This is a genomic window from Persicobacter sp. CCB-QB2 (assembly GCF_001274635.1).
Classification (GTDB): Bacteria; Bacteroidota; Bacteroidia; order Cytophagales; family Cyclobacteriaceae; genus Persicobacter; species Persicobacter diffluens.
The window spans coordinates 1472772-1486042 of the sequence record NZ_LBGV01000001.1 but is presented as its reverse complement, the minus strand read 5'-3'; the positions used below and the strand labels follow the sequence as shown (position 1 = coordinate 1486042).

The window sequence follows — 13271 nt, the reverse complement described above, 5'->3', positions numbered from 1 at the left end:
CCATGGGATTATATCTGATGAAGCTCACTTCGGACTCCCTGCTTAAGGATGGGGACACTTTTAGCCTGAATGCCTGCGCTGGCTTTACCGTCATTAATGCCGGTGATACCACTGCACACATTGGCTATGTGGGCGAGCCATTGGATATCGATATTCCTGCAGGGGAAAGATATTCATTTCCAGCATCTTCCGGCTATGCCTTTGAAGGAGAGATGGAAATCAGATTTGACCAAACCGGCACCGGATTGGTCAGAATCTTTAAATATGTCGCCAAACTTAACGAAACCATTCGATGAAAATCAAACTGCTAAGTCTTCTACTCTTTATGTTTTCTTTCGGTCCCTATCAGTCATTTTCTAATGCTACCAATGCCAAAGCAAAGGCCCCTCAATTCGTGAGCGTGAGTGATGGCTCCCAGGATTATCCGGCAGGCATGCCGTTATTTGGACGGAAAATTCCGGAGGGAAATTTACTCCTGGATTGCAAAAATTTGGAGTATTCCGAATTTGAAATCCATATCGATCAGGACTTTCAAATTGAAGTATTTCGGGGCCAAGTCGGAGCGCGCTATAAGCTATTTGTTCACCGTTCAGAGGAAAATGATATTATCATTCAGTGGTTAGATCCCTATGTGAAAAAAGCTTATACAGCTTCCGGAGGGGAAGATTATGTTGAAATCATTGAGGTGGAATTTATCAGGAAAAGGGCTTTTGTCGAACAAAAAGTAAGGCAATTCCATCAGTTCTCACAGGCGGAATATTGGAAAATACAGGAACTCATCAACCCTTTCCGCCCACCAGTTGCCCCCAGCTTAAAGCTTCTTGGTGATATCGATTTAGAGGCGGAAGTGGGCAGCAAGATGGAAGCCCTGTTTCAAATCCAATTCAGCCAAAATGATGGTGGGAATATATTACTTCCCAGCATTGAATTACTCCAGGACAACCAACTGATTCATAGCGGATCAAACCGTTTTTCTTATGGATGGAATATGCCTTTAGGGATAATAGGGTTTCAAGCCAAAGCTGCTTATGAGGCCGGTCCAAAATGGTATGATATTCAGGGAAGAGAATACCAAATTCCGGCAGGGGCATTATCTGCTAACCTTAATTTTAGAGGATATCAAAAAATATTTTTTGGTTTAGGACTCCCTGTGAACTCTGAACAAATACGATCCGGGGAGCAACACCTAATTAAAAACGCCTTCTCCGGAACCTTATTCATTCCACAGGGGGAGAAATCCTGTTTTATCGCTCTCCCTAAAAATCAGTCACTTAAAGTAACATTTCGGGAATCTTCCAATGCAGAAGTGACTGCCGCATTTATAAAAAAAGAAATAGTTGTGCAGGACGCCGGAGGAAATGATCAGGCCTATTGGTTGCTCACCAGTAGCCTGGCCGGCTCCGGCTATAGCATGGACGCACATTACGATATAACCCTTATTTGATATGTCAAAATTCAACCTACCTTTCGGCCTCAATATCGCCTCTTCCGACCCTACCGATCAAAGGCAACAAGTAGCGGATGCCGCCGCCAGAGCCGCCCTGATTTCGGATGGATTAGCTTTCAACGGCATGATTGTTTTCCAGCAAGACACCAAAGAGCTTTACGGGCTTCGGGATAAATCTACCGGAGACTGGGTGCTTTTGGTTGGTCCTACAGGCGTGTCCGGCGGAACGCTTATTGTCCAGAGTTTAGCAGAGCGCAACCAATTGTTGACCGATGGAAAAGTGACGGAGGGCTCGACGGTCTATGTCAAAGAGGAGGACCAGTACTACGGTCTTCGGGGGGATTCCAATAGTGACTGGCTGGAAATTGGTCCCGTGGATCAGGCCGAATACCTATCGATTTTGGCGAGATTAGATGAAATTGAAAATCCCACCATTAACCCCACTTATACCGCTCCGAGCATTTCTGCTTCAAGTTCGGATGTCAAAAACGTGGAGATCGGAAGTACGATTACTCCAAAAATCAATTGGGTTATTCAACTAAATGATGCAGGTGAAATCGATGAAATTGCGGTTTATCGCTCCTTTCCTAATGATAATTTCAATCAAAATAGTGAGGTCAACCAGGGCGCAATTGCCAATACAGACACCTCCTACATTTTGGAGCCTATTACTTTTGCTAATCCGGGCGAAACACTTGGAGTGTATGTGGAGCTCAATTATCTGGAAGGACCAATAAAAAACGACAACAAAGGAAACCCCTATCCCAATGGGCGGATTACCGCTGGACTAAAAGACAGTAATATTTTGATTTTCACGCCCCAATACGCTGTATTTTATGGGATTTCCATCCCGAATAATAGCGCTGAAGCCAGGGGATTGAAGCAAAAATTATTGAGCGGAAATAACGCTTCCGGCAGCCTGACCATTCCGGCTGGAGAAAAGAATCTGGCCATTTGTGTGCCCAAGGGACGCACGCTAAAAGTATTGTTCCGGGAATCTTCCAATGCTGACGTGACCGGTTCTTTTGCCATTAGCGCCAGCCTGAAACAAATTGAAGACGCCGGAGGCAACCTTCGGGATTATGATGTCTATACTTCAACTTTGGCGGGATCTGGTTATGCTTCGGAAGCGAATTACGATTTCACCATTTCCTAAATGAACAAGTTCAACCTTCCATATGGGCTGCATATTGCCTCCAATGATCCGGTGGATTCTCGCTTGGTTTGTGCCGATGAGAAAAGCCGATATGCATTGGTAGAAAGCGGACGGGCCTATATGGGGTTGATGGTTTTTCAATTGGATAGCAAGGAATACTTTAAACTAATGGGCTCCACCAATGCCGATTGGGTCAATTTTGAAATCAGTCTGACCGATAGTTTTTCTGAAGACTCCAGTCTTATTGCTGCCTCGGCAAAAGCAATGAAAATGCTTTACGAAAAAGTCACCAGACTGGAATCCAGAATTACGCAAATAGAGGGAAACACATGAATAGATTAGTATACAATTTCTTCGATAAAAGTGGCTTTGCTGCTTTCTTCCTGACCTTCTACAATGAGTACCTCAAAACTACTCATGACATCCAGTGGCATCATATCGATAAGGGCTTTGTATTGCTGAATTCTATGCTGGGAATCATATGGCTACTATTTAAAATCAGACAGGAATGGAAGTCTGCTAAAAATTCTAAAAATACGCCTTAATCATATAGTATCATGCAAAGAACACTTACCCAACAATTTGCGGCAGGAGTAGCCAATGCATTTGGTATTGATGTGGACCAGATGAATCGTCCCAATGGAAAAGTGGTGCCTCAGGCTAATCTTCAAAAACTACCGGGCAGCTCAAAAGTGGTACCGGCGATTAAGCGTATCCCGACGGTCAAAACCGGAAAAAATACCAATCCTGTGGCTCAACAAATGGAAGTGAAAAAGCAATCGCAGCTCCGAAGGAACCGTGAGGAGAGAAAAAGACGCTTTGCACTTCAAAAAAAGAAGGAAAGAGCACAAAAAGAAAGGCGAAGAAGCATGCTCCTGGCCAAAAGAAAACAGGCTGCAGTGCATAGACAAAACCGGGTTTTGAAGCAGGCCTTGAAGCATTGTAAGGGCACTTCTTCCATAAAAAGAAGACCTACCTATTTTGGTCAAAGAAGGGCTGTAGATCAAAATAGGAGCATTCAGCAACCTTCATTTAAACCCTCTCTAAAAACAAGAAGCCTGCGTTCAAAGATCAAAAAAAAAGGCTTCCCTGGCAGACCATCTTTGAGATTTAGGCGCTTTCCATCCACATTAAAAAAATCGCCTGTTAATCGACGACCTATATTGTCCAGTCGAAAACCGGCAGTAAGAAAATCAGCAAAGAAAAGGTCGTCTATTTTGAAAAAAGTCCTGCGATACCATCCGGCAGCCATTGCCGGAAGAGGATTGAAACGCTTGTTTCGAAGACGCAAAAGATAAACCAAATTAACCCGCTATGAATAAATTACATAACATCGCCAAACATACCGCCCGTTATGAGGCTGTGGACATTGGCTACCTCAAAGATGGAGAGGAGCAGCTGGTCTATGAAAACCAAAGTACGGCTGATCAGCAAGAATTGGTGGAAATACTGGAGGACATCAAATTCACTTATGAACCGGAAAAAATCATCGTCAACACGAAAAAAAAGGTAGATGGTGAATTTGTGGACGCCGGAAAGAAATCCGTAGAAACCGCTGAACTGGAAAAAACTTCCGCCCTGCATGGCCTCCCTCAGGAGCAGCTCAACGATGTAAAAGCCTATATGATTCAGCAACTGGAGAAAGATTTGCTGAAGATGGAGAAGAAAGCGGATCAGCTGGAATCTCAAAATGAACGTCTCAAGGAAGAAAATTTTAAACTTCAGAAAGAGAACCAGCTGAAGGATGAAGTCCATGCCATTGAAGACCGAAAAAAGGAGATTGAGCAGAGCAATGGCTTAGCCGGAGTGATGGAAAAAGTGGGCGAAAATCCGGTACTGGCCAATTTGGCAGCTGTGGCGGTAAGTCGGTTGATGGGCGTGGACCTATCCAACTCCCTGCCTGCTGGAAATAATGCAAATGTAGCTTTTGAAGGGGCTGAAAATGAAGTTATAGCGGAGACGGAAAAATGGTTACTCTCTAAAGATGAGCAATACCAAAAAGAGTTCTTCATTCTGGTACAATTACTCGCTCAAAATGAGGAATTACTGGGACAATTATTAAGCAATTTCCGAAAACCAAGTGGTGAGGAGGTGGACTATGAGTAAGGCTAATTTAAGCATTTCAGTGAATGTAAAATCCACAGCAGAGGGACAAAAAATGGCTCGTGCCATTCAGACTATTGTCAATCAATTGACGGTGGAAAGTCTGGAAATTTTAGCTCAAAAAAGTAAGAAGCCCGGCATCAATATGATGATTAAAAATTACCAAAATATACTGTAAATGAATCCAATAACGGCACTATCAACAGCGAAAAATGTGGTCTCCAGTGATACCGGAAAGACGGTGATCAAATTCGCCCTTTTAGCGGGGGTGGGTGTTGCCGTTTATTTGGTGATTGATCGACAGTTAAAAAAGTCGAAGGCCATTCAGGCCGCCAATCAATTCGGCATGCAATCGGATAAAGGGCTCAGCACTTCCTATGCAACCCGTCTGTATGCGGCCATGCATCCTTCTTCTTTTTCATGGCTTTGGGATGGCACTAATGAAGGAGAAATCTTTCGGGTGATTCATGATATGAAAAACAATAAGATTTCCATGGCGGCAGTGAACAACGCTTATCGCTCCCTCTACCAAAGAAATGTGGTGCAGGACCTGACCGATGAACTCAGCGGCTCCGACCTGATGAAGTTGAACCAAATTCTGGCAGCATGAGAACGGAAGACTTACTAATGGGAATGGGAATTTTGCTCATTACCTCTCAATACATTCGGGAAAAAGGAATGAAGGATTTACTTCCTGTATTGGCAACAGAGAAGGAGGTCAGCCCAGTGCAAACTCCCCTTTATGCGGTGGTATCCCTGGATAAGACCGGAGTTTATCAGGGATCAAAAGTGGTACCTTCTTACCCGGATGGAAATGGAACCGGACTGATTACCACCTTATACCGCGATAATCTGGCCGGAAAATTCAGTGGAAAAAAGGAAAATCAGATGCTGGAAGTTCAGACTCAAATTGGTGGTCAGGACTATCGGTATTTCGTTCATGAGTCCGCTGTTAGCATGTTGACTTATGATGAATTTTCTCAATTTCCGGTGTTGGATAAAACCGAACAACAGTTGATTGAAATTCGAAATAACGCTTTTGCTTTATGAGTTTTGATAAAATTTTAAATGAAACCCTCAGGCACGAAGGTTTTTACGCCTTTGTCCCTGGAGATAGCGGCGGAGAAACCTATCAGGGTATTGCCCGAAATTATCATCCCTCATGGCCGGGCTGGATCCATATCGATATGGCCAAGGCGCAGGCCGGAGGTAAATTACCCTGGAATACCCAAGTCAAAGCAGTGGAAATAAACGACTTAGTTAAAGCTTTTTACCTTGAAAAATTCTGGAAAAGAGCTCAACTAGATTATATCCAAAATACTGCGCTACAGGCTCAAATCTTTGACTTCTTTGTCAATGCCGGAGGAAATGCCATTAAGGTTTTGCAGCGAACTCTAAATAAATCATTTAGCCTGAATCTTTCAGTAGATGGTGCCATGGGTCCAATGACTATAGGTGCGATAAACTCCGTGGATGGAGCCTTGCTATTTGAGCAGTACAAGCTGGCCAGAGTGGAATATTATGAGGCCTTGGCCCAAAAGAATAGCACTCTGAAAAAGTTTTTATCCGGTTGGAAAAAGCGGGCCATGGCTTTTGTTTATGCAGACTGGCAGGTCTATGGTTTAGGCAGTTTAGCCTTGGTGCTTATCGGGGGAATAATATTGATGCATTATGGGAAATTTTCTATCTAAAATCATTTCCAGTGGGGCATCAAAACTAGTGGAATCCGTTGGGAATGTGGTCGATGAAGTAGTTACTTCCGAAGAGGAAAAGCAAGCCCTGAAAAACCGATTAGCCAAAATGCTCCTAGAGCATTTGGTGGAAATTAGTCGCCTGCAGACACAAATTATCCTCAGTGAAAGCCAAGGAAATGCCCTGCAACGGAATTGGCGACCAGCGGTGATGGTTTGCTTTGCCCTTATTGTGATGATTTCCTGCTTCTATCCGGTTGAATTACATCGTATACCGGAACCATTCTGGAACCTGCTCACCGTAGGCATTGGTGGTTATGTGGCAGGCCGAACGATTGAAAAGGTGGCCGGTAAAGTGAGTCAGCATTTTGATATATCCATGATTAACTACAAAAGAAAAAATGAAGACAATAATGTATAATCGACTATTCGCAAGGTTGAAAAAATTAAGACTTTAGAAAGTCCTGGATAATGGAAAATACTTGGTTTTTCTCAAACTTACCGGCAGCAATTCCTTCTGTGAGTGAAATACCATGTTGTTTAATAAATGAATTGGCTACATCGTATTCTATTCCGTTTTTCAACCAAAAAAAGGTAACCGCTCTTAAGGCTATTCGTTTGTTTCCATCTTCAAAACAATGATTCTTTATCAGGCTCCAATACAAATGCACACTTTTGCTTTCCAGATCCGGATAATAATCATCGTTTTGAATATGAGATAAACAGGAATCAATCAAACCTTCGTGCTCAGGTGATTTAATTCCATCTAAACCACCAAATCGCTTGATGGATTTGTGATGCAATAAGAGTAGCTCCTCTTTAGTGATATAAGAATTAACCATTATTTAGCCAAGTGTTCAAATACATCTTCATTATCATCCATTAACCGATCAGCCATTTGCATAGCGGTCTCTTTTTGCTGCTTCTGCTTATAAATCAACAGAATCTGATTAACGGCGGTACTGAAGCTAACTCGGCTCGTACGTGAGTATTTGTCAATAAATTGAACCACATCCGGATCAAGTGTTAGTGACTTTCTGATTTTTGAGCTTTCCATAATACTTTACTTTTTAATAGAGTATACGCAAAAGTAATACTAAATGACATTAAGTAATACAAAAAACACGGAATCCTGCATTTAAAGAGAAATTGAAACCCTAAGAGTAATGAGTCAAGTTCACCTCCTAACCCTAAAAAACACAACTAAAAAAGCCATTTATGTAGGTGCCTGCGGGTTGGCGGCCTATTATTTAGCCAGGCATCTGAAAAAAGATGCTTCGGCTTTCCTTTTTGTGGGGGGATTACTGGGGGAAATATTGGCGGAAAATACTGTAGTCCAAAACAATTAAAGAAATATGATCATTCCAGCCCTAGCCTTGGGAGGACTTACCTGGTGGATGTTCTCCGATAATAATAATGACAACGAATTATTAAACGGTATTCCATGCCTCTGCGAAAAGGAAGAGCAGGAACTCCTTGGAGATGAAGGACGACCCTTGGAAGAACTGGGCGGCTTGATGGGACTGGGAAAGACCGCCAATGTCAACGACATCATCACCCAAATGATCATTGATAAAATTGAATCCACTTCTGAAGAAGAGCTGCCCTGGAGGAAACCCTGGTCTCAGACTATCTTCCTGGATAAAAACGGCAGACCACTTGGTCCCATTGCTAAAAATTACGTCAGTGATAAGCCCTACACGGGTATGAACTACTTTATGCTGAGTATGATGGATCGGAGAGCCTTGCCTTATTATCTTACTTTCAAGCAGGTCCAGAAGCTAAAAGGGCAAATTGAAAAGGGAGCAGAAAGCCGAATAGTGGTCTATTATTCCATCATGTATAAAGATTCGGAAGGGAATACCATCACAAAAGAAGAATACGAAAGTGACCCGCAAAACAATGAGGAAATCAAATTTCTGAAGTACTACCGGGTATTCAATCTGGATGATACTGAGGGAATTGACCACAACTTCACGAAAATAGAAGCAGAAAAATTTAAAGGTGATGATATTGATTCTGCTAATCAGATAATTGCACATATGCCGGAAAGGCCTCCTATCCTGCATTCCAAAAAGGATCGGGCATTTTACACCCCACAAAAGGATACGGTGACCATGCCCTATTTTGACCAATTCGAAGAAAAACAGCGTTACTATGCTACCCTTTTTCATGAGTTGGTTCATAGCACAAAGCACCGAAAACGACTCAATGATAAGTCGCGCGGGGAGCTGTTTGGGGTGATCCGGGATATGCTGCAGAAGAACTTATCGCAGAAATGAGCGCTTCCTATTTATGTGGGCAGGCGGGCATTTTGATGTTTACCATTGACAATAGCGCCGCCTATATTCGAAACTGGAAAAGCCGTATTCTCAAAAAAATGAGAGAGGATAACCGCTGGATTACGAACACTACGGCCAAGGCGCAAAAGGCTGCAGATTTCATTCTCAAAAAGGGAGAATACCAGGCCTTTAATCCGGAAAATAGACCGGAAAAAGCGAGTCCGGAAAAGCCTGAATCTGTCCCTAAACCGAGCTCAGCGCCAAAAGCTGCCCCAAAACCCAAAGTCCCAGCGGCAGCAAAAGGAAGTCCGAAAAAAGCAGCATCCACTATTGAAACAGAGGTAGTTCGCAATGAAAAAATCAAACGCATACAACTAAAATTCAGCCATAAACCTAGTGAAGTAGACCGGGCAATTCTGAAGTCCAATGGCTTCACCTGGGCACCAAAGCAGAAGGTTTGGCAAATTCCCCTTTCCGAAACAAATGAAGAAAAGGTTCAAGTTGCATTGGGTCAAATGAGCTGCATCTTAAAAAAAAAGAGTGAGTTAAAGCCAAAGTCAAAACCGGCCACACCAGCTAAAAAGACGAAAGTAAAGTCCGAGAAGGGAGCTAGTTCAAATAAGGTAAAGGTTCACACTATTGATTTGTGGAAGATCCAAACAGATGAAAAGCGTTTTCAAAACCGAAATAATGCCTATTCTGAGGAGTCGGTAAAGCGAATTGAATCGGCTCATTTCAATCAAAAATTTGACTGGTCCGCTTTTGATTCCATCGTCGTTTGGGAGGATCCAAACAAGAAAAATAGATACTTCGTTTTAAGTGGGCACAGCCGCTTTGAGGCATTCAAAAGAATTTCAAAAATTGACCATTATTTTAAAAGGATACCGGCGAAGATCTTTGAGGGAAGCGAAGCACAGGCCATTAATTTTGCACTGAATTCAAACACGCTTTCCACCAAAGAAACCGACCTGGAGCGTGCCGGATATTATCGAAAAAAACGGGAGGAATGTGGGCTTTCCGGACCCTCTTGCGCCAAGCAAATTGAGGAAGAAATCCGCGAGAAAGAAGGCAAGAACGCATCGACCATCCATAATTTGTCATATCTCAACCCCAAGGGCTGGATGATTGGGCAATTATTGCAATTTGACGGCAAAGACAAGACCTCTCTAAACAACCTTTCCACCATAGCCAACTGGACTGGAGAGGCGCGAAGACGGTTCCCAAAGCTGACGCATCAAAATGAAAATCAGATCGCTAAATGGCTATTTCAGCAAGGATATGGCAATAAAAGCGGACAATTTTCAGCTAAAAGCAAGTTCTTTCAATACCTGGAGAGGTTTGCGAATATGGGAAAATATGATGCAGTGATCAATCTGAACCGACAGCTCTCCAAATCTCCATCAGAAGCGGCCTGGGAGGAACAGAAAAGAAGCATTGAAAAGGAGTTGAAAGTCGCTGAAAAAGAATACCATGAAAAATCGACACGATTTTATGCTGCGGTGAATAGTAGCGATGCCACACGAAAAATCTCTAAAAACAAGGCCGATGAATTGGCCAAGCCCTACCTCGACAAGGTGGGGACGATCAAGCGGAAATTAGCCAAGCATATGAAGAAAAAATCCGAAGCCAAACAGGCCGGCAAAAAGCAAACTTCTCTCTTCGGAACCAAAAAGAAAGCCTCATGAGTATTCCCAAAAAATATATCGATGCCTTAAAAAATGCCAAAGATGAAACCGAGCGTATGATCATTTTGGCATCTATGGAGGAAAATATAAATGAATCTGCCATAGCAGGTATGCCCGAAAAACACTCCGGGAAATGCGAGTCCGCCACCGGACCGAAATGTGAATGCAAATGCGGAGGAAAGTTCCATGGTGCCGGCCTGGGAAATGCCGTGACCTGTATTTGCGGCTGTGAATGTGAGGACCACAAAGGCAGCTCCATCAAAGCGGAACAATACCGGCAAATCACCCAAAATAAGGAAGCTCAACCAACAAACCATAAGCAGGAAAATGGATTTTCCGGTTTTGGAAGCTTAGAAAGAACCGAAGATCCTACCCCCAAGATCAAAATCCCTGGACAGATCGGTTTGTGGTTGGGAGAATTTGCCCCACATGAATCCGCCATCGTCCTCCGTGGCGACAAAGGAGCCGGCAAAACGCGCCTGGCTTTCCAACTAATGAACGGCTTGGCCAGTCTCGGAAAGTCAGTCGGATTTTTTACTCTGGAGATGGACCCGGCTCATCCCGTAATCCGAAATTATACCGAACAATACATCCACCCGGAAAACCGATCCAAAATTCAATCTGCGGCTGAAGCCGCCAAAGGCGTTACTTCGCTACACGAAGCCGCCCAGCACTTTGATGTCGTGGTGGTCGATTCCTGGAACAAAGTCCCCAATGCCAAACAGCAAGACCTGAATGACCTCCGCAAGCAGCACAAACAAACCATCTTCATCATGATCTTCCAATCCACCACCGGACGCCAAACCCGCGGCGGAAATATGGTGGAATTCGATTCCGATATGGTCATTCATGTGCATGAAGGCGGTCGGGCGATGTTTGAGAAGAACAGGTATTCGAATGCGGATAGGGTCTTTAATGTGTTTGAGGAAAGGATTGAGGGAGGAGAGGATGTTGAAGTGGTGGTGAGGTGAGGCTATCTTTCTAGAAAAACACCTCTGTTTCCTCACTATTTCACCTATTCTCCCTCTAACTTCCTTCCTATCCCCTCAAAAGGAAATATAAATAACCCAATATAAATCCCTGTATTTAGAGATGAAATTTGAAAATTCATCGAAATCAGCCTCTCAAAAACCCTAATAAATGAGCCTCAACAGTCATTTGTATTATTTCATTAGTACTTTTCTAATAATCGCCATAAAATTGCACTTTAACCTCTGTTTCCTCAAAATATTTGTACTTTTCTGACTACCAAAAATACCAGGAGCCCCAGAAGAGGGATTTAAAGTACAATTTCTCGAAAATGAGGTGAGGAAAGAGGAAACAGAAAATCACCTAGCTACTATGCAATTTCTTCAAATTGAAGGTCAGGCATTTCGTAGCTCCAGCTATCATCCATCATAAGGCCGAGATTTCTTAAATATTGATCCGTCATTGATAGCGAGGTGTGCCCATTTTGAAACTGCACATATTTGACATCCTTACATTGCTTATAGAGTTCAATATTTCCAGTATGCTTCCAACTGTAGAGTGTATGTCCCTTGCCATCCAGTTTTATCGCTTTTAAAGCCTTATTGTATCTGTACCGGATTTGATCTACTTGCAAACTCCTCATACCTGGAGCACCATTCACCGAAATAAATAGATCGCCAAAATTAGGCTCCACCATGTACTCTCTTAAAATTTGGAGAAGCTGTTTGGAGAACCTTGGGTTTTTGGCAATCCTCGTTTTTGAATTTTCCTTAGATACATGGATACGTTGATTATCAAAATCAATGTCATTTACCCGCATTCGACATATTTCAATAGGACGCAAAAAGGTATGGAAAATGATGGAAACAAAAACGAAAAGTTGTGGGTCATGTTTCCTTAAATAGTTCAATATTTGAGTAGCCTCCAACATGGTATAGGGCTGATGAGATTTTTGTCCAGGATTACGGATTCCTTTTATTGTTCTGGCTGGATTAATTTCAATGATTTCCCTTTCCCTCATCAACTCGAAAGAAGCCTTCAGAGTTCTGAGATATCGATTTCTACTACTAATACACAATTGCCCTTCGGAAACCTTAAAATCTAGAAATTCATGGACGTGGGCAGTGGTCACATTATTGACCAAAATACCGGAATCTTCCCCTTCCTGAACAAATTTCAAAAAATTTTTTAGCACACATTTGTATGAGCTCAAAGTATTGTCCGCTAAAGTTTGTTTAAAAATCGAAATAATATTCGTTATTGCACTTTCCAGAGTTGGGATTTCTTTGGGAGTTTCGTTAGAAGTTATATCTATTAAATCGTTATTTTCTATTCTTTGCTCCATATCCGCGATAAATTCTTTTGCAAATGCGTGCTTTTCATCCACTGTAGGGTATTTTTTGCTTTTAATATACTTTCGGTGCGATTTCAGTTTCCCATTCTTTATAACCGGATAGGTGATATACCAACGTTTACTTATATCATTATTGTAGTAGTTAAATCTTACTTTCTTCATAAATTTATCGCGTTAAAAGTCTGTGTATCAAAAACTACAAAATCATCCTTAATTGCGCAATAGGCATACTTTTCATTTTCCTTGATAAAAAACGAAACAAAAAAATCAAGGCTGTGATCAATTCGGGCGCGCCATTGAGTCTACTACCGGAATTCATCAAGGCGTTATTTGACCTCTGAGGGGTTAGAAGAAAATATTGAGGAAATAACGCTGTGACGACTTCTTATCGGTAGCAGTCTCCATGGCTTTTCGCCAATTGATCAAGGCCGTTGTGTTGAAGTGGAAATTTTGGTGCTGTAAAGTCAGCCGACCTTATGAAAGATGGTGGGGAAACGGATAATAAACACCGTATACAGGAGGGATTTGAAAGAGGGACATCTGTTTTTAGTCTTCGTAAATTTAATTGGGCGATTTTCAGTTTA

The 13271-nt window shown here is 42.5% G+C and carries 19 protein-coding genes; 16 read left to right on the top strand and 3 right to left on the bottom strand.

Features of this window, described 5'->3' with window-relative positions:
* Positions 1–2 precede the first annotated feature (2 nt).
* The 12 genes from NG22_RS06765 to NG22_RS06710 are packed head-to-tail and all read left to right on the top strand — an operon-like array spanning position 3 to position 6818.
* A complete protein-coding gene (locus NG22_RS06765) occupies positions 3–296 on the top strand; it encodes a hypothetical protein (protein ID WP_053405032.1) in 294 nt (97 codons plus the stop codon).
* On the top strand, positions 293–1444 hold the full coding sequence (locus NG22_RS06760) for a hypothetical protein (RefSeq protein WP_157600898.1): 1152 nt from the start codon (positions 293–295) through the stop codon (positions 1442–1444). The genes NG22_RS06765 and NG22_RS06760 overlap by 4 nt, the downstream gene beginning before the upstream one ends.
* A 1-nt stretch (position 1445) precedes the next feature.
* Entirely contained in the window at positions 1446–2603 is a 1158-nt protein-coding gene (locus NG22_RS06755) for a hypothetical protein (protein ID WP_053405030.1), read from the top strand.
* The gene (locus tag NG22_RS06750) at positions 2604–2936 is read left to right on the top strand and encodes a hypothetical protein (RefSeq protein ID WP_053405029.1); all 333 of its coding nucleotides are present in this window, start codon (positions 2604–2606) and stop codon (positions 2934–2936) included.
* A complete protein-coding gene (locus tag NG22_RS06745; protein ID WP_053404244.1) occupies positions 2933–3148 on the top strand; it encodes a hypothetical protein in 216 nt (71 codons plus the stop codon). Before NG22_RS06750 ends, NG22_RS06745 begins: the two co-directional genes overlap by 4 nt.
* Positions 3149–3160: 12 nt before the next feature.
* A complete protein-coding gene (locus NG22_RS06740; protein WP_053405028.1) occupies positions 3161–3901 on the top strand; it encodes a hypothetical protein in 741 nt (246 codons plus the stop codon).
* Between the two features lie 16 nt (positions 3902–3917).
* A complete protein-coding gene (locus NG22_RS06735) occupies positions 3918–4709 on the top strand; it encodes a hypothetical protein (RefSeq protein ID WP_053405027.1) in 792 nt (263 codons plus the stop codon).
* Positions 4702–4884, top strand: a complete 183-nt coding sequence (locus NG22_RS06730) for a hypothetical protein (protein WP_053405026.1) — start codon at positions 4702–4704, stop codon at positions 4882–4884. The genes NG22_RS06735 and NG22_RS06730 overlap by 8 nt, the downstream gene beginning before the upstream one ends.
* Positions 4885–5316: a hypothetical protein gene (locus tag NG22_RS06725; RefSeq protein ID WP_053405025.1), complete on the top strand. Its 432-nt coding sequence runs from the start codon at positions 4885–4887 to the stop codon at positions 5314–5316.
* On the top strand, positions 5313–5756 hold the full coding sequence (locus tag NG22_RS06720; RefSeq protein ID WP_053405024.1) for a hypothetical protein: 444 nt from the start codon (positions 5313–5315) through the stop codon (positions 5754–5756). Before NG22_RS06725 ends, NG22_RS06720 begins: the two co-directional genes overlap by 4 nt.
* Positions 5753–6397, top strand: a complete 645-nt coding sequence (locus NG22_RS06715) for a glycoside hydrolase family 108 protein (protein ID WP_053405023.1) — start codon at positions 5753–5755, stop codon at positions 6395–6397. Before NG22_RS06720 ends, NG22_RS06715 begins: the two co-directional genes overlap by 4 nt.
* Positions 6378–6818, top strand: coding sequence for a 3TM-type holin (locus NG22_RS06710; RefSeq protein ID WP_053405022.1), 441 nt, complete (start codon positions 6378–6380; stop codon positions 6816–6818). The genes NG22_RS06715 and NG22_RS06710 overlap by 20 nt, the downstream gene beginning before the upstream one ends.
* Positions 6819–6843: 25 nt before the next feature.
* Here the strand turns inward: NG22_RS06710 and NG22_RS06705 are convergent, their stop codons facing one another.
* Entirely contained in the window at positions 6844–7239 is a 396-nt protein-coding gene (locus NG22_RS06705) for a type II toxin-antitoxin system death-on-curing family toxin (RefSeq protein ID WP_053405021.1), read from the bottom strand.
* Positions 7239–7454 (bottom strand): hypothetical protein, encoded by a 216-nt coding sequence (locus NG22_RS06700; protein WP_053405020.1) that lies wholly within the window; start codon positions 7452–7454, stop codon positions 7239–7241. The genes NG22_RS06705 and NG22_RS06700 overlap by 1 nt, the downstream gene beginning before the upstream one ends.
* A 109-nt stretch (positions 7455–7563) precedes the next feature.
* On the opposite strand from NG22_RS06700, the gene NG22_RS06695 reads away from it, so the two are divergent.
* From NG22_RS06695 to NG22_RS06680, 4 genes are read left to right on the top strand one after another with little or no spacing between them, the layout of a single operon-like run.
* Positions 7564–7746: a hypothetical protein gene (locus NG22_RS06695; protein WP_053405019.1), complete on the top strand. Its 183-nt coding sequence runs from the start codon at positions 7564–7566 to the stop codon at positions 7744–7746.
* A 6-nt stretch (positions 7747–7752) separates the two neighbouring features.
* The gene (locus NG22_RS06690) at positions 7753–8679 is read left to right on the top strand and encodes an ArdC family protein (protein WP_053405018.1); all 927 of its coding nucleotides are present in this window, start codon (positions 7753–7755) and stop codon (positions 8677–8679) included.
* Positions 8676–10364, top strand: a complete 1689-nt coding sequence (locus tag NG22_RS18000) for a hypothetical protein (RefSeq protein ID WP_053405017.1) — start codon at positions 8676–8678, stop codon at positions 10362–10364. The genes NG22_RS06690 and NG22_RS18000 overlap by 4 nt, the downstream gene beginning before the upstream one ends.
* Positions 10361–11335, top strand: coding sequence for a DNA/RNA helicase domain-containing protein (locus NG22_RS06680; RefSeq protein ID WP_053405016.1), 975 nt, complete (start codon positions 10361–10363; stop codon positions 11333–11335). The genes NG22_RS18000 and NG22_RS06680 overlap by 4 nt, the downstream gene beginning before the upstream one ends.
* A 368-nt stretch (positions 11336–11703) precedes the next feature.
* Here the strand turns inward: NG22_RS06680 and NG22_RS06675 are convergent, their stop codons facing one another.
* Positions 11704–12849, bottom strand: a complete 1146-nt coding sequence (locus tag NG22_RS06675) for a site-specific integrase (protein ID WP_053405015.1) — start codon at positions 12847–12849, stop codon at positions 11704–11706.
* Positions 12850–13271: the final 422 nt, after the last annotated feature.

Excerpts from the sequence above, each read along its gene's own strand:
- NG22_RS06720 (WP_053405024.1), top strand. The coding sequence starts at position 5,313 with ATGAGAACGGAAGACTTACTAATGGGAATGGGAATTTTGCTCATTACC.
- NG22_RS06760 (WP_157600898.1), top strand. The coding sequence starts at position 293 with ATGAAAATCAAACTGCTAAGTCTTCTACTCTTTATGTTTTCTTTCGGT.
- NG22_RS06675 (WP_053405015.1), bottom strand. The coding sequence starts at position 12,849 with ATGAAGAAAGTAAGATTTAACTACTACAATAATGATATAAGTAAACGT.
- NG22_RS06710 (WP_053405022.1), top strand. The coding sequence starts at position 6,378 with ATGGGAAATTTTCTATCTAAAATCATTTCCAGTGGGGCATCAAAACTA.
- NG22_RS06680 (WP_053405016.1), top strand. The coding sequence starts at position 10,361 with ATGAGTATTCCCAAAAAATATATCGATGCCTTAAAAAATGCCAAAGAT.
- NG22_RS06715 (WP_053405023.1), top strand. The coding sequence starts at position 5,753 with ATGAGTTTTGATAAAATTTTAAATGAAACCCTCAGGCACGAAGGTTTT.
- NG22_RS06755 (WP_053405030.1), top strand. The coding sequence starts at position 1,446 with ATGTCAAAATTCAACCTACCTTTCGGCCTCAATATCGCCTCTTCCGAC.
- NG22_RS06690 (WP_053405018.1), top strand. The coding sequence starts at position 7,753 with ATGATCATTCCAGCCCTAGCCTTGGGAGGACTTACCTGGTGGATGTTC.
- NG22_RS06725 (WP_053405025.1), top strand. The coding sequence starts at position 4,885 with ATGAATCCAATAACGGCACTATCAACAGCGAAAAATGTGGTCTCCAGT.
- NG22_RS06745 (WP_053404244.1), top strand. The coding sequence starts at position 2,933 with ATGAATAGATTAGTATACAATTTCTTCGATAAAAGTGGCTTTGCTGCT.
- NG22_RS06740 (WP_053405028.1), top strand. The coding sequence starts at position 3,161 with ATGCAAAGAACACTTACCCAACAATTTGCGGCAGGAGTAGCCAATGCA.
- NG22_RS06750 (WP_053405029.1), top strand. The coding sequence starts at position 2,604 with ATGAACAAGTTCAACCTTCCATATGGGCTGCATATTGCCTCCAATGAT.
- NG22_RS06700 (WP_053405020.1), bottom strand. The coding sequence starts at position 7,454 with ATGGAAAGCTCAAAAATCAGAAAGTCACTAACACTTGATCCGGATGTG.
- NG22_RS06765 (WP_053405032.1), top strand. The coding sequence starts at position 3 with ATGGGATTATATCTGATGAAGCTCACTTCGGACTCCCTGCTTAAGGAT.
- NG22_RS06705 (WP_053405021.1), bottom strand. The coding sequence starts at position 7,239 with ATGGTTAATTCTTATATCACTAAAGAGGAGCTACTCTTATTGCATCAC.
- NG22_RS06695 (WP_053405019.1), top strand. The coding sequence starts at position 7,564 with ATGAGTCAAGTTCACCTCCTAACCCTAAAAAACACAACTAAAAAAGCC.
- NG22_RS18000 (WP_053405017.1), top strand. The coding sequence starts at position 8,676 with ATGAGCGCTTCCTATTTATGTGGGCAGGCGGGCATTTTGATGTTTACC.
- NG22_RS06730 (WP_053405026.1), top strand. The coding sequence starts at position 4,702 with ATGAGTAAGGCTAATTTAAGCATTTCAGTGAATGTAAAATCCACAGCA.
- NG22_RS06735 (WP_053405027.1), top strand. The coding sequence starts at position 3,918 with ATGAATAAATTACATAACATCGCCAAACATACCGCCCGTTATGAGGCT.